This window comes from Agromyces intestinalis (genome assembly GCF_008365295.1).
Taxonomy (GTDB): domain Bacteria; phylum Actinomycetota; class Actinomycetes; order Actinomycetales; family Microbacteriaceae; genus Agromyces; species Agromyces intestinalis.
In genome coordinates this window covers 1,821,276-1,839,075 of record NZ_CP043505.1, presented here as the reverse complement: position 1 = coordinate 1,839,075, position 17,800 = coordinate 1,821,276, and the positions used below count along the sequence as shown (strand labels likewise).

The 17,800-nt window shown below is 70.0% G+C and carries 13 protein-coding genes; 8 read left to right on the top strand and 5 right to left on the bottom strand.

The genetic code is table 11. The annotated features are described in order from the left end of the window. Positions 1-5: 5 nt before the first annotated feature. Both FLP10_RS08415 and FLP10_RS08410 read left to right on the top strand, forming a co-directional pair. A complete protein-coding gene (locus FLP10_RS08415; protein WP_210418509.1) occupies positions 6-1,196 on the top strand; it encodes an ROK family transcriptional regulator in 1,191 nt (396 codons plus the stop codon). A gap of 19 nt (positions 1,197-1,215) precedes the next feature. Then, positions 1,216-2,442 (top strand): multidrug effflux MFS transporter, encoded by a 1,227-nt coding sequence (locus FLP10_RS08410; RefSeq protein ID WP_149160460.1) that lies wholly within the window; start codon positions 1,216-1,218, stop codon positions 2,440-2,442. Positions 2,443-2,487: 45 nt separating this feature from the next. Here the strand turns inward: FLP10_RS08410 and FLP10_RS08405 are convergent, their stop codons facing one another. Beyond that, positions 2,488-3,726: an ROK family transcriptional regulator gene (locus FLP10_RS08405; protein WP_210418508.1), complete on the bottom strand. Its 1,239-nt coding sequence runs from the start codon at positions 3,724-3,726 to the stop codon at positions 2,488-2,490. A 91-nt stretch (positions 3,727-3,817) separates the two neighbouring features. Here FLP10_RS08405 and FLP10_RS08400 point away from each other — a divergent pair, with 91 nt between their 5' ends. Continuing rightward, complete coding sequence (locus FLP10_RS08400; RefSeq protein ID WP_210418507.1) at positions 3,818-4,729, top strand: LacI family DNA-binding transcriptional regulator; 912 nt, start codon at positions 3,818-3,820, stop codon at positions 4,727-4,729. A 48-nt stretch (positions 4,730-4,777) separates the two neighbouring features. Here the strand turns inward: FLP10_RS08400 and FLP10_RS08395 are convergent, their stop codons facing one another. From FLP10_RS08395 to FLP10_RS08385, 3 genes are read right to left on the bottom strand one after another with little or no spacing between them, the layout of a single operon-like run. Next, on the bottom strand, positions 4,778-5,773 hold the full coding sequence (locus FLP10_RS08395) for a cellulase family glycosylhydrolase (protein WP_149160459.1): 996 nt from the start codon (positions 5,771-5,773) through the stop codon (positions 4,778-4,780). Then, positions 5,770-6,684, bottom strand: a complete 915-nt coding sequence (locus FLP10_RS08390) for an ROK family protein (RefSeq protein ID WP_149162161.1) — start codon at positions 6,682-6,684, stop codon at positions 5,770-5,772. Before FLP10_RS08390 ends, FLP10_RS08395 begins: the two co-directional genes overlap by 4 nt. Next, complete coding sequence (locus FLP10_RS08385; RefSeq protein ID WP_149160458.1) at positions 6,681-9,287, bottom strand: glycoside hydrolase family 2 protein; 2,607 nt, start codon at positions 9,285-9,287, stop codon at positions 6,681-6,683. The genes FLP10_RS08390 and FLP10_RS08385 overlap by 4 nt, the downstream gene beginning before the upstream one ends. Before the next feature lie 288 nt (positions 9,288-9,575). Between FLP10_RS08385 and FLP10_RS08380 the strand changes: the two genes are divergently transcribed. The 5 genes from FLP10_RS08380 to FLP10_RS08360 all read left to right on the top strand — a co-directional run bounded on the left by FLP10_RS08380 (position 9,576) and on the right by FLP10_RS08360 (position 15,025). Next, positions 9,576-10,874: an ABC transporter substrate-binding protein gene (locus FLP10_RS08380; RefSeq protein ID WP_149160457.1), complete on the top strand. Its 1,299-nt coding sequence runs from the start codon at positions 9,576-9,578 to the stop codon at positions 10,872-10,874. 109 nt (positions 10,875-10,983) lie between these two features. Continuing rightward, positions 10,984-11,970, top strand: coding sequence for a carbohydrate ABC transporter permease (locus FLP10_RS08375; protein ID WP_425457637.1), 987 nt, complete (start codon positions 10,984-10,986; stop codon positions 11,968-11,970). Next, positions 11,967-12,791, top strand: coding sequence for a carbohydrate ABC transporter permease (locus FLP10_RS08370; protein WP_149160456.1), 825 nt, complete (start codon positions 11,967-11,969; stop codon positions 12,789-12,791). The genes FLP10_RS08375 and FLP10_RS08370 overlap by 4 nt, the downstream gene beginning before the upstream one ends. Before the next feature lie 5 nt (positions 12,792-12,796). Beyond that, positions 12,797-14,197, top strand: a complete 1,401-nt coding sequence (locus FLP10_RS08365; RefSeq protein ID WP_149162159.1) for a GH1 family beta-glucosidase — start codon at positions 12,797-12,799, stop codon at positions 14,195-14,197. Positions 14,198-14,200: 3 nt separating this feature from the next. Further along, the gene (locus FLP10_RS08360) at positions 14,201-15,025 is read left to right on the top strand and encodes an alpha/beta hydrolase (RefSeq protein ID WP_149160455.1); all 825 of its coding nucleotides are present in this window, start codon (positions 14,201-14,203) and stop codon (positions 15,023-15,025) included. A gap of 130 nt (positions 15,026-15,155) precedes the next feature. Here the strand turns inward: FLP10_RS08360 and FLP10_RS08355 are convergent, their stop codons facing one another. Further along, positions 15,156-17,780: a carbohydrate binding domain-containing protein gene (locus tag FLP10_RS08355; RefSeq protein WP_149160454.1), complete on the bottom strand. Its 2,625-nt coding sequence runs from the start codon at positions 17,778-17,780 to the stop codon at positions 15,156-15,158. Positions 17,781-17,800: the final 20 nt, after the last annotated feature.

Here is a 17,800-nt window from a genome sequence, read left to right as displayed (position 1 = left end):
AACAGATGAACGATCACCATCCGGGCAGCGGGGGCGACGACGTCCGTCGTCGGAACCTCTCAGCCGTGCTCGCTCAGGTCCACACCAGGCGCGAAGTCGCCCGCTCGCAGATCACCCGTGCCACGGGGCTCTCGCGCTCGTCGGTGGCGACGCAGGTCGGCGAACTCATCGCCGCTGGACTCCTGCGCGAGTCGGCGGCGGGCGAGAGCACCGGCGTGGGGCGACCCTCCCCGGTCGTGTCGCCGACCGGGCGCTTCCTCGCGGTGGCCGTCAACCCCGACGTCGACGGGGTTTCCGTGGCACTGTGCGCCCTCGGTGGGCAGATCGTCGCCCAAACGAAGCGGGCGTCGTCCTCGCTGATGAATCCGGCCGAAGCGGCCCGGCTCGCCGCCGAGGCGCTCGAGGAGCTCACCGCCGATCGCCCCGATGCCGTACTGCTCAGCGTGACCGCCGCCATCCCGGGCCGCATCGACATCGCTCGCGATCGCGTCGCCGTGGCGCCGCACCTGCAGTGGCACGACGTTCCGTTCAGTGCGATGCTCGAGGCGGCCACCGGGCTGCCGACGACGAGCCACCCCGATGCGACGATCGGTCTCGAGGCCGAGCGCCTGTGGGGCGCCGCGGAAGGGCTCGACGACGCGGTGTACTTCTACGGCGGACCGGGCGGCATCGGCGGTGCGGCGATGGTCGGCGGCCAGGTGCTGGCGGGCCGGGTCGGCGCCGCCGCTCGGCTCGGGCACCTCATCGTCGCCCCCGACGGCCCGCTCTGCGTCTGCGGCAGCGTCGGATGCCTCACGACGATGGTCTCGTTCCACCAGCTGGCGGCCGCGTTCGGCGTGACCAGCGGATCGCTCGACGACCTCAAGGCGGCGATCGAGACCGAGACGTCGACGACCCTCCGAGGTTTCCTCGACCGTGAACTCGAGTACGTCGGCCGTGCGCTGCGCACTGCGATCTCGACCTACGATCCCGCCCTCATCCTTCTGGGCGGTTTTTTCGCGGTGCTGTTCGAGGTGGGCGGAGAGCAGCTCCTCGGGTCGATCGCGCCCGACAATCTGTCCTCGCTCCGATCGCCGGCCGTGCTCGGCACCCCCGCGCTGGGAGTCGACCAGCTGCTGATCGGGGCTGGAGCGAAGGGGTTCGAACCGCTCCTCCACGATCCGCTCGGGTACGCGCAGCGCCGGGCGAGCGCCTGAGCCGCCCGGCGAAGCATCCATGAACGTCTCCGTCGCCGACGGTGCGCTTCCGCGACGCCGGCACATCGCGCTGGTCGTCGCCTTGGGCGTCCTGCAGACGCTCAGCACCTTCACCATTGACATCTACCTGCCCGCCTTCCCGCACATCGCGAGCGAGTTCGGGGTCGCGGAGTCGGCGATCCAGTTCACGTTCACGGGTGGGATGATCGGCATGGTCGCCGGTCAGTTCTTCGTCGGTCCGACGAGCGACGCCTACGGCCGCAAGCGGCCGATGCTCATCGCGACAGCGCTGCATGTCGCGGCGTCGATCGCCTGCGCGTTCGCGATGTCGGTGCCGATGCTGGTCGCCGCGCGCATCGTTCAGGGCGCGGCGTCGGGCGCGACCGGAGTGATCGCGCTCGCGATGGTACGCGACCTCTACAGCGGATACCGCATGATGCGCATGCTCGCGTCGATGTCCCTCATCTCGGGCATGGCCATCGCGGTAGGGCCGCTGCTCGGCTCGACCCTGCTCGCCGTGATGCCATGGCGCGGGCTCTTCGGCGCCCTCGCGATCTACGGATTGGTCGTGGGCGCCGTAGTCGTGCTCATCGTCGGCGAGACGCTGCCCGAGACGCGTCGGCACACGGGCGGGGTCCGCGAACTGCTGCGGGGGATGCGAACAGTCGTAGGCGACCGCGCGTTCGTCGGGCTCGTGCTCGTGACGAGTTGCGCGTGGGGCGCGATGTACTGCTACCTGGCGGCATCCTCGTTCCTCTTCCAGGGCGTCTACGGGGCGAACGAGACGCAGTACGGCTGGCTGTTCGCCTCCCATGCGCTGCTTATGCTGGCGGGCACCCAGCTCGGCGCGCGGATCGCGCACCGCATCGAGCCGCGACGCATCGTCATGGTCTCTACAGCCGGGCTCGCGCTCTCGGCCGGCGGCATCCTGCTGGCCGGCGTCGTCGCGCCCAGCTCGCTCGCGAACGTGATGGTGCCGCTCTGGGCGTTCACCTTCTTCCTCGGAGTCAACACGCCGTGCGTGCAGGCCATGGCGTTGTCGCGGCACGGCGACCACGCCGGCTCGGCATCAAGCCTGCTGAACGCAACGCGGCAGGGGTTCGGCGCGATCGGCGCACCTCTTACCGGGCTCATCGGGTTGGACAGCGTCGTTCCGCTTGGGTGGGTGATGGCGAGCCTGCAGGTCGTCGCGCTCGTGGTGCTGTGGGTCGTGGTACGGCCGCAACACCTTGAACCGATCGATTGAGCCGACCTCCGCTCGATTCGCCGCCGTACGAGGAAGCATCCTCGATCAGTGGCGCATGCCGAGATCAGTTCTCCGGGCGGGGCGGGGTCCGTGGCCCGGCGCAAGCGAACTCTGCAGGATCAGCGCAGCCGCTCCGACCGCAGCGCTGTCGCGCGGATTGCTCGACAACTCCACCTGCACCAGGTGGGCGCTGCGCGCGAACGCTCGCGCCCGAAGTGCGTCGCCGATGGCCCGGGCGTAGATCGACCCGGCGATCGCGAACCCCCAGCCGGCAAGGGTGATGCGGTCGATGTCGATGAGGTTCGCGAACGTCAGCGTCGCCTCGGCGAGCAGTTGCGCGGATGCCTCGATCAGTGCCAGTGCGCCAGGATGCCCCTGGACGGCGGCGCGGGCGAGGGTGTCGAACGCGAGTTCGTCGTCGTGCGGGTCGAGGCCGAGCTCGGCGACCAGGGCCTCGTCGTCGCGCGCCGTCGCGACGACCGCGGGCGGAGCGGCGTAGCGCTCGAGGCATCCGCGATTGCCGCAGAAGCACGCTCGCCCGCCGATCTCGACCGAGATGTGCCCGAGCTCGGCGGGGTTCGAGCTCGCACCGCGGTAGAGCGAGCCCTCGCTCACGATGCCTCCGCCAATGCCCGCGCCCATGTAGACGCACGCATAGGTCGACCCGCGCGGAACCTGGCGGCTCCAGAACTCGCCGAGCGCCGCCGCCGCCGAGTCGTTGTCGATGAGCACGGGCACCTCGATCAGGTCGGACAACGCCTCGCGGAGCGGGAAGTCGTGCCACCGCCGCAGGCTCGGAGGACCGAGCAGCGTGCCGCGGACGAGGTCGATCGGGCCGGGTGCCACCACCGACAGCCCGGCGATGCGGCTCTCGTCGAGGCCGAGCCCCGCGACGAGGTCGCGGTAGTCCTGCGCGAGCCGGTGCACGACACGCCCTGGCTCGTCGGTACCCGCACCGGCGAACCGCTGGCGCCCGAACACGCCGCCCGTCGAGTCGGCGGCGATGCCGACCGCGCTCTCGGTGCCGAGCTGGATGCCCACTGCGAACAGCGCTCGTGAGTTCATGACGAGCAGCGTTCGCGGCTTGCCGCCGGTCGAGACGGTGTGATCGGTCTCGCGCACTACGCCGTCGGCGATGAGCCGTCGCACGATGTTCGAGATCGACGGTTGGGTGAGCCCGGTGATCTCGGTGAGCTCGACCCGGCTGATCGGCCCCGAGGAGCGGATCAGGTCGACCACGAGTGCGCGGCTGCCGGGACCGGCAGCTGTCTCGCGTCTCGCCATGCCCAGCGCCCTCCTCGACCTCGCAGCCGCTCGTGCAAGTAGGTTAGTCGAGGAGACGGGTCGGAGCCCGTCGGTCGGCACTGGAGGAACGATGGCGCAGGGCTCGGCGCACGACACCGCGGCCGCGCGGCCGCGGCCGATCGGGCTCGTGCTCGCGCGTTCGGCGGAGATCCTGGGCGACGAACCCTACTTCCACGAGTTCGTCGCGGGTGCCGAGCGCGTGCTGCGCCCGCTCGGCCGATCGATCCTGTTGCACGTGCTCCCCACCCGGCGGGAGGAACTCGACTGCTACCGTCGGTGGGCGCGCGACGGACATGTCGAAGCCGTCGTGCTCGTCGACCTCTCGCCCGCCGACCGGCGGGTCAGCCTGGTGCGCGAGCTCGGTCTGCCCGCCGTCGCGATCGGCGACGCGGCGTCGGGCGGCGGCCTCGACACCGTGTGGACCCAGGACGACCTCGCGATGCGCAGCGCAGTCGAGTATCTCGCAGGGCTCGACCATACCCGGCTCGCCCATGTGTCGGGTCCGGCGTTGTTCTCGCACACCCTCATCCGCACCGAGGCGTTCGACGACGCCGTCGCCGAGCTCGGGCTCACAGGCAGGCGCATCGCGTCGGACTACTCCGAGCGATCGGGATACCAGGCGACGCTCGACCTGCTCGTCGGCGACGCGCCGCCGACGGCGATCGTGTTCGACAACGATCTGATGGCGCTCGGCGGATTGTCGGCGGCGCGCGACCTCGACCTCGAGGTGCCACGCGACCTGTCGTTGCTGGCGTGGGACGATTCGGCGCTCTGCCAGCTCTCCGAGCCGCCGCTGTCGGCGATGAGTCACGACGTGCAGCAGATCGGCGAGCTCGCCGCGCGGGCGGTGCTCGCGATGCTCGCGGGCGACGAGCCCGAGTTGCTGCGCGCCGAACCCGCGGTCGTGGTGCCGCGCGGCACGACCGCGGTGCCGGGGCGGGTCGACGGGACGGCCGACGCACCCGCCGACGCGGCCGGCTGACCGCGCGGCCGGCGCAGCATCCGACGGGCATCCGATCGACCGGGGCGATCAGGCCGCAGCGCCTGCCAGGGCGGTGCCGAAGGCGCGAATTGCGGCGACGTTCGCCCGCATGGCGGAGGTGTCACCGGGCACATGCAGGGTGAAGCCGTCGTCGTGCTCGACGAAGCGTCCGCCGTCGTCGCGCCCGAACAGCGACCAGAAGCACATGCCGGTGACGTTCGGATCGGCCGCGAGCGGGTCGAGCAGCTCGGGCGACGCCGACACCGACCCGTACTCGCCGGCGAGGTACACCTTGCCCGCCTCGACGACCCGGCGGGCGTCGGCGGCGACGCCCTCGGCGGTCGGCGGGTAGTAGTGCACGTCGACGAGGTCGATGCCCGGTGCCGTGAGCGAGGCGTCATCGACGCCGAACCGGCGACCGGCGGCGACGAGCGTGGAAGGTGCCGCGTGGCGCAGCAGCGTCGCGAGTTCGTCGACCCACTCGGGGGTCAGGTGCTCGAGCTCGTTGCCCAGCTCCCAGGCGAGGATCGCCGGGTCGTCGGCGTACCGCGTGCCCGTCTCGCGGTTGGTGTGCGTGACGAACCGCTCGACGTACCGGCGGAACGCGTCGATCGCGCGCCGGTCGGTGAAGAACTCGTCCGGCTCGAGCCCGAACGGCGCCGTGAAGTCGCGGTGACCGCCGTGGTAGTACGCCCACTCGTCGGTGAGCGGCAGGATGAATCGCATGCCTCCGTCACCGCCGTACGCGAGCGCGTGGTCGATCGAGTCGAATGCGGCGTCGTTCCACTCGTCGATCGCCGGCATCACCGCGAGCGGATTCGCGCCGCCCTGGCTCGTCGAGGTCGCGAGGTGCGAGCGGATGACGGTGACGCCGAGGTCGCGCGCCGTGTCGATCGCGTCCTCGATGCGGAACGTCGTCGGGTAGGCGATGCCGCCCACGTTCTCGTCGAGCCCCAGCCAGTAGATGTTCGCACCGCTGAAACGGAACGGCCGGCCGTCGAGCAGCAGACGTGACCCTTCGCGGGTGACGAGTGCGGCGGTCATGCGGCGGATGCCTCGGATGCCTCGGAAGCGGCGGATTCCTCCGCCTGCGTCGCGAGCTCGAGCGCACCCCGGACGCCGGCGAGGTCGCCCAGCGTCGGCGGAACGAGGAACGTCGAAGGATCGGCCGCGGGGTGGCGGTCGCCGAGCGCGCCGGCGAGTTCGCGCGCGAAGGCGGCCCTGGTCGTGTCCAACACCCCGGGCAGCTTCATCACGCCGCCGCCCAGGATCACCCGACGCGGGACCAGGGTGTACGTGATGCTCGCCACCAGCTGGCCGAGGTACCACGCCTCCAACCGCACGGCACGGTCGAGGTCGGGCCCGAGATCGCGGGTGGGTCGGCCCCAGCGCGACGCGATCGCGGGGCCCGACGCGAGTCCCTCGATGCAGTCGCCGTGGAACGGGCAGACTCCGTCGAACGCGTCGTCGGGGTGCCGGCGCACCGGCAGGTGGCCGACCTCAGGGTGGCTGCGCTGCGCGACCCGTCGGCCGTCGACGATGGCGCCGACTCCGATGCCGGTGCCGACGGTGAGGTACGAGACATCCGAGAGCCCGGCGCCGGCGCCGTGCGTCGCCTCGCCGATGACCGCGCCCGTGACATCCGAGACGAGTGAGAACGGTCGCCCGCCGACCAGATCGGCGATGCGCACGCCCGGCCAGCCGGGTTTCACCGTCGCCGTGATCGAGCCATAGCCGGCCGACGCCTGATCGAGGTCGAGCGGCCCGAACGAGGCGACGCCCACTCTCGCCGTCCGAGACGGATCCCACCGGTCGAGGAACGCTCGCAGCGCGGCCCCCGTCTCGGCGGGCGTGGTCGTGGGCAGTTCCACGTGGTCGAGCAGGTCGCCCGGCGACGCGTCGTGCGCGACTGCCGCGACGACCTTGGTGCCGCCGGTCTCGACGCCCGCGATCACACGTCCGCCCGCGGAGCGAGGTCGTTCGCGGCGCGCAGGATCGGGTGGTCGATCGCGAGGCTCGCCGCGTTCGCGGGGAGGCGCAGGTCGCGCGAGCGCGGCGAGACGACGAACGTGTGCCGCTCGCCGGGTACCAGCGTGACGAGCTGCTCGTCGGCGACGAGCGCCGACCCGGGCAGGCCGAGCTCGACTGCAAGCCGGTCGGTGTACAGGGTGAGGTCGACGATCGGCGTCTCCGCGGTCACCGTGACGTACAGATCGCGGGCGTGCAGCGTCGTCTCGACCGACCAGCGGGCGGCGGGCAGCGACCGGTCGCGGTCGGGCACGAAGAACCAGGTCGTGCGCAGCCCGTCGGCCTCGGCGATCAGGAACTCCGCCGCGGGGTCGCCGGGGGTCGCGACCGCGGCGTCGAGGGCCGCGCGCGCGGTGCCGTCGGCCTCGGCGACGAGCTCGATCGCCGCCGACGCCAGCTCCGTGCCATCCGCGCCGAACCGTCGTACCCGGACCTTGGGCGACCAGCTCGCCGCACCGTCGTTGACCGCGACCAGCTCGAGGCCGTCGTCGCCGGCAGGCCGCTGAGTGCCCCCGGGCGTCACCGGCTGGATCGTGAGCAGGTGGGGCGCGAACGCCCGCCGAAGCGCGAACCACGAGGGCTTCTCGATGCCGTCGGCGTCGACCGTCGACCAGCTCAGCACCGGCCAGCAGTCGTTGATCTGCCAGATCACCACCCCCGCACATCGTTCGCGGCTGCGCAACCATTCGGTGCCGGTCTGCACCGCCCGTGCCTGCACGAGTTGAGTGTGGAAGATCCAGTCTTCTTCGGTGCGGGGCACCGGGAAGTACGGCTGCAACCCGCGGTTGAGCTTGTGCATGCCGTCAGAGGCCCGCATGTGGTGCACGACTTGCGGATTGTCGGGCAGCAGCGGACCGTCGACGACGGCACGCAGCGTCGTCGTGGCGGGCGGCGCGCACCATCCCATCTCGGAGATGAAGGCGGGATCGACGTCGCGGTAGTGGACGTAGTCGAGGTTGTTCCACACATCCCAGAGGTGCGTCGGACCCGACGCAGCATCGCTCGTCGGCTTGCCGGGGAGCGTCGACCACGGGCTGTTCGGCACGTACGGTCGGGTCGGGTCGAGCTCGGCGACGATCGACGGCAACAGCTCGTTGTAGAACCCGGCGCCCCAGCTCCTGTGCTCGCCGAGCAGGTCGTCCCAACCCCACTCCTGGCGGCCCCAGATGCACTCGTTGCCGCCGCACCACACCGCGACCGACGGGTGCGAGGCGAGACGGGCGACCGCCTGCTCGGCCTCGGCACGGACCAGCGCCAGTGCAGCGTCGCGCTCGTCGTACCCGGCGCAGGCGAACAGAAAGTCGTGCCACACGAGGATGCCCCGCCGGTCGCACCCGTCGAGGAACGACTCAGTGGCGAAGTAGCCGCCGCCCCAGATCCGCAACAGGTTGGCGTTGCCGTGCACGACCTGGTCGAGCCGCTGGTCGATGCGGTCGTCGGTGACCTCGGCGATGAAGGGGTCCTCGGGGATCCAGTTGTAGCCGCGGATGCGCACCCGGCGACCGTTGACGACCATCGCCCAGCGCTCGCCGAGGGCGTCGGGCTCGGTCGAGATCTCGACGGTGCGCAGGCCGATGTGCCGGCGCCACGTGTCGAGGGTGGTCGCGTCGTCGACAAGGGTCACCTCGAGTCGATAGCGAGGCTGGTCGCCGTGTCCGGCGGGCCACCACAGCTCGGGTGCATCGACCCTCAGGCGCACTGTGGTGTCGGATGCCGCGCCCGACGCGGTGTCGATGTTCGCCTCACCGCTGGCCACGACCTCGCCGGCGGGTGAGCGCAGCACCGCGACCGCGCGCACGGGGTACTCGGTTCGCGACTCGGCGCGCACGACGACGTCGACCGCGGCGCTCGTGCGATCGTCGGCGAGCGAGACGAGCGGGCGGACGTGCTCGATGCGCGCGACCCACGTCTCGAGGGCGATCGGCTGCCAGATGCCGGCGGTCACGTACTGGGGGCCCCAGTCCCACCCGAAGTTGCAGGCGCTCTTGCGCAGCTGCGGGTACGGCGCGTCGTAGGGCGTCGGCAGGGCGCCGACCTCGCGCTCGTGCGCGTAGGCGGCGTCCCATGCTGAGTCGAAGATCACCTCGAGGCGGTTCTCGCCGGGCACGAGCACGTCGCGCACGTTCCACCGGTGGGCGAGGTGCTGGTCTTCGGTCCGCGCGATCTCGACGTCGTTGAGTCGCACCGTCGCGACCGTGTCGAGTCCGTCGGCCACGAGGTCGACGGCGGCGGCCGACGGGTTCGCGCTCGGGTTCCAGTCGAACGAGCGTCGGTACGCCCACCGCGAGCGGCCGATCCACTGCTGGTCGAGTTCGCGGAACCCGACATCCGGGTCGTCGAGCAGGCCCGCCCGCATGAGGTCGGTGTGCACCTGGCCGGGAACCTGCGCGGCGAGGTCGAGCGCGGCGAGCTCGCGGCCGCCGAGTCGCGTCGGGGCGTCGCCCGGCGCTTCCAGCAGGCTGAGGCTCCAGGCGCCGCCGAGGTCGATGCGCTGGCGGACTGGGGCGACGGTGGGCTCGACGAGGCTCATGTGTGCTGCTTTCCGGATGGGATGGTGCGCCACCGCGGCCTGGGCGGGCGACGATGGCGGCGAGGTCTCGGAACAGGATGCCGAGCGGCGGCCCGGCTGTCAACGCTTAGATCAATTATTTATCTAATTTGCCTGCCGGTGCGCCGGTTCTGGACTGGCGCCCGACCTTGCGTTTATATAAATTACTAATCGAAGTCTTGACAATCGTGAAACCCACCCTTCACTCTTGTCACCGGATCGACCGATCCACCTGCACTGTCGATGACGACATCGAGGAGAGACCTGACCATGGCAATGAAGCGCATGCTGGCCGTCGGCGCATTCGGCGCGGCTGCGGCCCTGCTGCTCGCCGGCTGTGCCGCCGGCGACAGCGGTGGCGGCAATGACGGAGAGATCAGCGGTGAAATCACCGTGCTCACCAACCGCACCGACCTCGTCGACACTCTGCTGCCCGAGTACGGGGCGGAGTTCGAGAAGAAGTACCCCGGCACCAAGGTGAAGTTCGAGGGCATCACCAACTACGACCAGGATGTCACGACCCGACTGGCCGGAGGCGCGGCAGGCGACGTGCTCGCCTTGCCGAACGGGCTGACCCGCAGCCAGATCACCGAGTTCTTCGAGCCGCTCGGCGCTACCGACGAACTCAGCGAGAAGTATCGCTTCGCCGGCGAGTACGCGTACGACGGCACCACCTACGCGATCTCCGTCGGCGGCGTGGCATCCGGCATGGTCGTGAACCAGAAGGTCTGGGCCGACGCCGGCATCACCGAGCCGCCGACCACCCCCGAGGACTTCCTCGCCGGGCTGAAGGCGATCAAGGCGAACAGCCCCGACACGATTCCGTATTACACGAACTACAAGGACGGTTGGCCGGTCACGTTCTTCGACAACGAGCGCGCGATCTTCGCCGACCCCGACATCCTCGAGTCCTTCCCCGAGGACCCGGCGCTGTGGGAGCCCGGTAAGTACGCGTATATCACCGACGGCCTGCTCTACGACATCGTGCACGAGGGCCTCTCGGAGGAGGACCCGCTCACCACGAACTGGGAGCAGTCCAAGCCCGACATCGCGCAGGGGAAGATCGCGTCGATGCTGCTCGGCTCGTGGGCGGTTCCGCAGATGAAGGATGCCGCGGAAGAGGTCGGCGCGAACCCCGACGACATCGCGTTCTGGCCGTTCCCCTACCAGACCGACGGGACGTTCCACTCGAAGATCTCGGGCGACCGCGCGAGCGCGGTGTCGGCGACCTCGGAGAACAAGGCGACCGCGAAGGCGTGGCTGACCTGGTTCATCGAAGAGTCGGGCTTCGCCGAGCACGAGGGTGCCATCCCGGTGCCGACGGACAGCGCGCTGCCTCAGGCGATCCAGGACTTCGCCGACACCGGCGTCGAACTGCTCGAACTGAACCCGGCGGTCAAGAACGTCGGCAAGGAGTCCGAGATCTTCAAGGCCGCCGAGATCGACGGCACGATCTACCGCCAGGAGCTCATCGACGTCGCCCGCGGCGCCGCAGACGGCGACTGGGAGTCGGTGACCGCCGACCTCAACGCCCGCTGGGGTGCGGCGCAGGCCGACATCATGGGCTGACCCGAGGCATCCGCCCCTGACCGGCCGGCCGGGACCCATCCCGGTCGGCCGGTGCTCCAGCATCATCCGCCAGCCCCGCACGACGAGGTGCGACACCGAACGGACCGAAGTGACCACGACGAAATCGAACCCGCTACGCGGCGCCCCCGGCACCGCGTTCGCGCGACTGCGCGGCGTGCCCGACCCGAGCGCGATCCCCGACCGCGACCCCAGCCGGCGGCGCCTGCGCCTGCGCAACCGCAGCCGGCTCACCCCGTGGCTCTACTCGGGCGCCGCCCTCCTGCTGCTCATCACGTTCACGTACATCCCCGTGGCGAACATGATCGGGTACAGCTTCACGAACTGGGACGGCCTGAGCCGCGACCGCGAGTTCGTCGGCCTCGACAACTACATCAAGGTCTTCACCGACCCGAGGTACTGGCAGGTGTTCCTCGTCAGCCTCTACTACTTCGTCGCGTCGTTCGTGCAGATCGCGATCGCGCTGTACTTCGCGACGATCCTGTCGTTCAACGTGCGGTTCAAGAACTTCTTCAAGGGCGTGCTGTTCTTCCCGTACCTGCTGAACGGCGTCGCCGTCGGCTTCGTGTTCCTCTACCTCTTCCAGCCGGGCGGCACGCTCGACACGGTGCTCGGCATTCTCGGCGTGCAGGATCCGCCGCACTGGCTCGGCGACCCGAACATCGCGAACTACTCGCTCGCGAGCACCTCGGTGTGGCGGTTCACCGGGCTCACCTTCGTGCTCTTCCTCGGGGCCATCCAGTCGATCCCCGGCGAGCTCTACGAGGCCGCCGAGATCGACGGCGCGAACCGGTGGCAGCAGTTCCGGTTCATCATCGCGCCGGGCATCAAGCGCATCATCTCGCTATCGTTCATCCTCGCGATCTCGGGCAGCCTCTCGGTCTTCGAGATCCCGTTCGTGATGACGAACGGCGCCAACGGCACGTCGACCTTCGTCATCAAGACGATCCAGACCGCCTTCAACTTCCAGCGCGTCGGCCTCGCCTCGGCCATGGCCGTCGTGCTGCTCGCCATCGTGCTGATCGTCACCTGGATCCAGCGCCGGATCGTTCCCGATGAGGATGTGAACCTGTCATGAAGCGCTCGCTCGCCGTCTCCGGCAAGTACGTGACACTGGTGGTCGCGACGTTCGTCGTGCTCGTGCCGCTCGTGGTCGTACTGTTCGCATCGTTCAAGACCACGGGCGAATACGGCGCGACCGGGCCGCTGCAACCGCCGTCGAACTGGCTCAACTTCGAGAACTTCGTCGACGCGTTCACGAGCGGCCGCATGGCGCTCGGGTTCTGGAACACCGGGTTCATCCTGCTGTTCTCGATCATCGGCACCATCCTCATCGGCACCATGACCGCGTACGCGCTCGACCGGTTCGACTTCCGCGGCAAGCGACTCGTCTTCTTCCTGTTCCTCGCGGCCACCCTCGTACCGGGCGTGACGACCCAGGTCGCGACCTTCCAGATCGTCAAGGGGCTCGGGCTGGTGAACACCCCGTGGTCGGCGATCATCCTCTATATGGGGACCGACATCATCTCGATCTACATCTTCGTGCAGTTCATGCAGTCGATCCCGAAATCACTCGACGAAGCGGCGCTCGTCGACGGAGCATCCCGATTCACGATCTACCGCAAGATCATCCTGCCGCTGCTCGCCCCCGCGATCGCGACCGTCGTGATCATCAAGGGCATCGGCATCTACAACGAGTTCTATGTCCCGTTCCTCTACATGCCGAGCCGGGATCTCTCGGTCATCTCGACCGCGCTGTTCAACTTCAAGGGTCCCTACGGCGCGCACTGGGAGACGATCGCGGCGGGCACCATGATCGTCATCATCCCGACGGTGATCGTGTTCCTCGCGCTGCAGCGCTGGATCTACAACGGTGTGACGGCAGGAGCGACCAAGTGAACCGGATGCGACGGGCCGACGCCTTGCCGCCCCGCACATTGCTCGGGGTGAGCACCGCCGCCTACCAGATCGAGGGGGCGGCGACCGAAGACGGTCGCGGCCCATCGGTGTGGGACACCTTCAGTCACACGCCCGGCCGGGTGCTGAACGGCGATACGGGCGACATCGCGTGCGACCACTACCACCGGTGGGAGCAGGACCTCGACCTGATGGCCGAGCTCGGCGTGCAGGCGTACCGGTTCTCGCTGTCATGGTCTCGGCTGTTCCCAACCGGGCAGGGGCCGCTGAATCGGCCGGGTCTCGACTTCTACGACCGGCTCATCGACGGCCTCGTGTCGCGCGGCATCGCGCCGATCCCGACCCTCTTCCACTGGGATCTGCCGCAGGCCCTCGAGGACGCCGGCGGGTGGACCAGTCGCGACACGTCGTACCGGTTCGCCGAGTACGCGGCGGCTGCCGCGAGCGCCTACGGCGACCGGGTCCACACGTGGCTGACGCTCAACGAGCCGTGGTGCGCGGCGTTCCTCGGGTATGCAGCCGACGTCCACGCGCCCGGCCGGAACGACCCGGCCGCCGGCCTCGCCGCGGCGCACCACATGAACCTCGGCCACGGGCTCGCGGTGCCAGAGCTCCGCCGGCACAGCGCGGGCGACCCCGACGTGTCGGTGTCGCTCAACGTGCACCTGGTGAAACCGGCCCCCGGCGCATCCATGGAGGCCGTCGAACGCATCGACCGGGTCGGAAACCAGGTCTGGCTCGGCCCTATGCTGCGCGGCGCCTATCCGCGCGAACTGTTCGACGACACCGCGTCGGTCACCGACTGGAGCTTCGTGCGCGACGGCGACGAGCGGCAGGCGCATCAGCCGCTCGACGTGCTCGGCGTGAACTACTACCTGCCGATGGTCGTGCGGATGCCCGGTGAGGGCCCCGCCGACGCGGGCGAGCACGGCATCGCCGGCAACCCGTGGCCCGGCAGCGGGCACGTCGAATTCATCCAGCCCGAAGGCCCCACGACCGCGATGGGATGGGTCATCCAGCCCGACGGCCTCGAGCAGCTGCTCGTGAAGCTGCACCGCGACCACGGGCTGCCGCTCATGGTGACCGAGAACGGCGCTGCGTTCCGCGACGAGATCGTCGACGGGCGAGTTCACGACGACGAGCGCATCGCCTTCCTCGAGGCGCACTTCGCCGCCGCAGCACGCGCGGTCGAGCAGGGCGTCGACCTGCGCGGATACCTCGTCTGGTCGCTGCTCGACAACTTCGAGTGGGCCTTCGGCTACGACCGCCGCTTCGGCATCGTGCACGTCGACTTCGAAACGCAGACCCGCACCCCGAAAGACAGCGCGTTCTGGCTGCGCGACGTCATCGCGTCGCGCGCGGCGCACCTCGACGAGCGCTCGTCATAGCAGATGGCGCGACTGCAGGTATCCCTGCACTCCGAGGTGCTCGGCATGGCGACTTCGGTCGTCGTGCTGATTCCGGAGACCCGGCTTCCCGAGACCCGGCGGATGCCCCGCCCGACCGTCCGCAACGGCGCGGGTGAGGCTCGGGGCATCCGTCGGCCCGCCCTCTCGCCGGTTCGGCCGCCCACGGTGCTGTACCTGCTGCACGGTCTCGGTGACGACGAGACGGCCTGGACGAGATGGACCTCGATCGAACGATACGTCGACGGCCGCGACCTCGCGGTCGTGATGCCGACCGTGCACCGCGGCTACTACACCGACCAGGCGACCGGATACGACTGGTTCCGCTACGTCAGCGAGGAGTTGCCGGCGCTCGTGACCGGCATGTTCCGGGTTTCGCCCGAGGCATCCGAGACCTTCGTCGCGGGCCTGTCGATGGGGGGCTACGGCGCGATGAAGTGGGCGCTGCGCCGACCGGATTCGATCGCGGGCGCTGCCGCCCTCTCGGGTGGGCTCGACGCGACCGGGCGCGAGCAGACCCCGGAGTGGCGGGCGACCTTCGGTTCGCGCGAGCGCGCCGCGGCCTGCGGAGACGACCTCATCGACCTCATCGCGACGACGGAAGCCTCGGCCTGCCCGCCCCTCTTCCAGTGGTGCGGCACCGAGGACCAGAACCTCGCCGAGAACCTGCGCTTCCGCGATGCCGCGATCGACGCCGGCCTGCCGCTCGAGTATTCGGATGGGCCGGGGGCGCACGACTGGGGCACCTGGGACCGCGAGATCGTGGCCGTACTCGACTGGATCGACGCGCTCCGCGCCGCCCGCCCGTAGCCGCGCCCGCCCGTCATCGCGCCCGACCGCAGCGGCCACCCGTTCATCGTCCAGGAGAATGGGCCCCATCCCCGCTCCACAGCGGGGATAGGGCCCGGTTTCCTGCACGACGCCCTCGGCCGGGGCCGTTTCATCCGGCCGGGTACGCCTCCACGTCGTCGATGAGCACCGAGCCCGTGCCCGAACCGCCGAAGTAGAACGCGATCGTCGAGACCGAGCTCAGGTCGAGCACGCCCTGTCCGGCCCACGGCGGGGGCGCGAACTGCGAGAACGGGATCTCGACGGTCTGCCAGTCCGTTCCGGTCACGGTGTAGTTCGTCTCCCAGTAGGAGCCGTTCGCGAGGAACTGCAGCGTGAGCGAGTGCCCGGCACCGACCGCGGGCTTGATGCGGAACCGCAGCCCGTCGTAGCCCCACCAACTCTGCGGGGTCGCCAACGTGCGGATCACGCCCGCATACCCCTCGGGCCCGAACGTGTACGCCAGGGATGCCGCAGACCCGCCACCGTCCGACGACGGAGCCAGGGTGCGCACGACCGGCCCTCCGCCGGGGTTCGGCACGTACGTCGCTGCGAGGGCGTCGTCGTCGGCGTAGCCCTCGACGTCGTCGATCACGAACGGCTCGGTCGGCAGCGGTGCGATCGCGAAGGTCGCCGGTGTCGGCGTGGAGACCGTGCTGCCGGCGCCGTTCACGGCGGTCACCGTCCAGTAGTACGTCGTACCCGGTTCGGTCTCGACGTTCGGCCGGAACGAGGTCGCCCGCAGCGCGTTCGCGTCGACGATCGGCGACGAGAGATCGGGCGAGGCCGACACCACGAGCCGGTAGTACGCGGCGCCGGACGCCTCCTGCCATTCGAACGTGGGGATGCCGAGGAGGCCCGTCGTGCCGTCGGCCGGTGCGGTCGCCGCGAACGCGGCGGGAGCTTCGGCGGGCAGCGGTTCGGTCGCGTGGGCCAGGGTCGCGCCCTGCACCACGAGCGGCAGCTTCGCGTTCCATTCGAGGCGCACCCAGTCGCCCACGAGCGAGGATGCCACGAGCGCCAGCCCCTCGGAGGCGAGGTCGATCTTCGTCTTCGCGGTCTTCCAGGTCGTGCCGTCGGCCGACGATCGTACGGTGAACCCGAGCGGTACGGGGACGTCGAACTGCGCGCGGGTGAGCCCCTCACGGTGCCAGGTGATCGAGGCGGTGCCCGATCCGTCGCCGATCGCGAAGGCGTCGAGCGGGCCCGGCTGACTGGTCACGTTGTCGTGCGCGGCGGTGCCGAGCCAGCTCTGCAGCGGGTCGACGTCGACGCTGTTCGCCCCGGTCGACTGCACCGCGGGTGACGCGGGTCCGTTGGTGCCGTCGGGTTTGATCGGCACGACGCGGTACTTCGCGTCGACGGGGGAGGCGAGGTCGGTGACCGGGCTCGCCGACGCGGGCACCGGCGCTTCCGTGACATCGGACCAGGCGCCACCCGTGGAGCGCTGCACCCGGTAGGTGCCCGCCCCGGCCGTGCCGCGCCAGGCGATGTGGTTGATCCCGTCGTTCTTCTCGATCGCGACGATGAGCGGCGCGGCGAGCTTCACCGACCCGGTCGTCGCACCCATCGCGGCGTTGAAGGTCGCGATCGCCGAGACCGCGCTCTGCATCTTGGGGTCGTCGCCGGGGTAGTGCAGCGTGAACCCGTCGTCGTGCGGCACGAACCCGCCGGTGTCGTTGTGGCCGAACAGCGACCAGAACATTGCTCCGGTGACGTTCGGGTCGGCCGCGACGGGCTGCAGCAGCGCATCCGAGGCCGAAGGCGAGCCGTACTCGCCGGCGATGTAGACCTTGCCCGCCAGCGTGACGATCGCCGCGTGGGCGGCGATGGCGTCGGCCGTCGGCGGGTAGTAGTGCACGTCGATGATGTCGAGCTTCGGCGCCGCGAGCGTGTCGGGGTCGATGTCGAACCGGCGTCCGGCGGCGACGAGGGTGTTCGGCGCGAGCTGCTTGAGGTGGTCGACCTGGTCGTTGATCCACGGCAGGGTCATGCCCTCGAGCTCATTGCCGAGCTCCCACGCGAGGATCGTGGGGTCGTCCTTCAGCTTCAGACCGGTGTAGCGGTTGCGGTGCTGCAGGATGTGCGTCTGGTACTCCTTGAACGCCGCCATCACGGTCGGATCGGAGTAGAACGCCTCCGACGGCAGCCCCAGCGGCGTCGTGAAGTCGCGGTGCCCGCCGCCGTAGTACTCCCACTGGTCGGTCATCGGCACGATGAACTTCAGGCCGATGCTGCCGGCGTACGCGATGGCGTAGTCGATCGTGGCGAACGCCTCGTCGTTGTACTCGCCGAGGCGGGGCATGATCGCGAGCGGGTTCTTCCCGTCCTGACTGGTCGACGATGCGAGGCCCGATCGCACGACGCGCACACCCATCTCCTTCGCGGTGTCGAGCGCGTTCTTGATCCGGAACCAGGTCGGGTAGGCGACGCCGCCGACGTTCTCGTCGATACCGAGCCAGTAGATGTCAGCACCGCCGAACCGGAACGGCTTGCCGCCGAGGGTGAGGCCGGTTCCGTCGCGCTTCACGAACTGGTCGGGTGTCGGCTTCCTCGACGAGAACAGGTCGGTGAGGTCGGATGACGCGAGCGAGGTCGCGACGGATGCCGCGCTGCCGGCGCCGGTCGCGCGCGGTGTCGCCGACGCCGGCGCCGCCGCGCCCGCCGCGAGGGCGAGTGCGGCGAACGCGGCGACGGCTCCGGCCCACGCGCGGCGTGAGGTGGGTGGTCGGATCATGGGTGCTCCTTCCGAGCGGT

Bases quoted from the DNA above. Each gene is read 5' to 3' on its own strand.
- FLP10_RS08400 (WP_210418507.1), top strand. From the start codon at position 3,818: ATGGCGCAGGGCTCGGCGCACGACACCGCGGCCGCGCGGCCGCGGCCG.
- FLP10_RS08370 (WP_149160456.1), top strand. From the start codon at position 11,967: ATGAAGCGCTCGCTCGCCGTCTCCGGCAAGTACGTGACACTGGTGGTC.
- FLP10_RS08355 (WP_149160454.1), bottom strand. From the start codon at position 17,780: ATGATCCGACCACCCACCTCACGCCGCGCGTGGGCCGGAGCCGTCGCC.
- FLP10_RS08410 (WP_149160460.1), top strand. From the start codon at position 1,216: ATGAACGTCTCCGTCGCCGACGGTGCGCTTCCGCGACGCCGGCACATC.
- FLP10_RS08385 (WP_149160458.1), bottom strand. From the start codon at position 9,287: ATGAGCCTCGTCGAGCCCACCGTCGCCCCAGTCCGCCAGCGCATCGAC.
- FLP10_RS08360 (WP_149160455.1), top strand. From the start codon at position 14,201: ATGGCGCGACTGCAGGTATCCCTGCACTCCGAGGTGCTCGGCATGGCG.
- FLP10_RS08405 (WP_210418508.1), bottom strand. From the start codon at position 3,726: ATGGCGAGACGCGAGACAGCTGCCGGTCCCGGCAGCCGCGCACTCGTG.
- FLP10_RS08395 (WP_149160459.1), bottom strand. From the start codon at position 5,773: ATGACCGCCGCACTCGTCACCCGCGAAGGGTCACGTCTGCTGCTCGAC.
- FLP10_RS08415 (WP_210418509.1), top strand. From the start codon at position 6: ATGAACGATCACCATCCGGGCAGCGGGGGCGACGACGTCCGTCGTCGG.
- FLP10_RS08365 (WP_149162159.1), top strand. From the start codon at position 12,797: ATGCGACGGGCCGACGCCTTGCCGCCCCGCACATTGCTCGGGGTGAGC.
- FLP10_RS08380 (WP_149160457.1), top strand. From the start codon at position 9,576: ATGGCAATGAAGCGCATGCTGGCCGTCGGCGCATTCGGCGCGGCTGCG.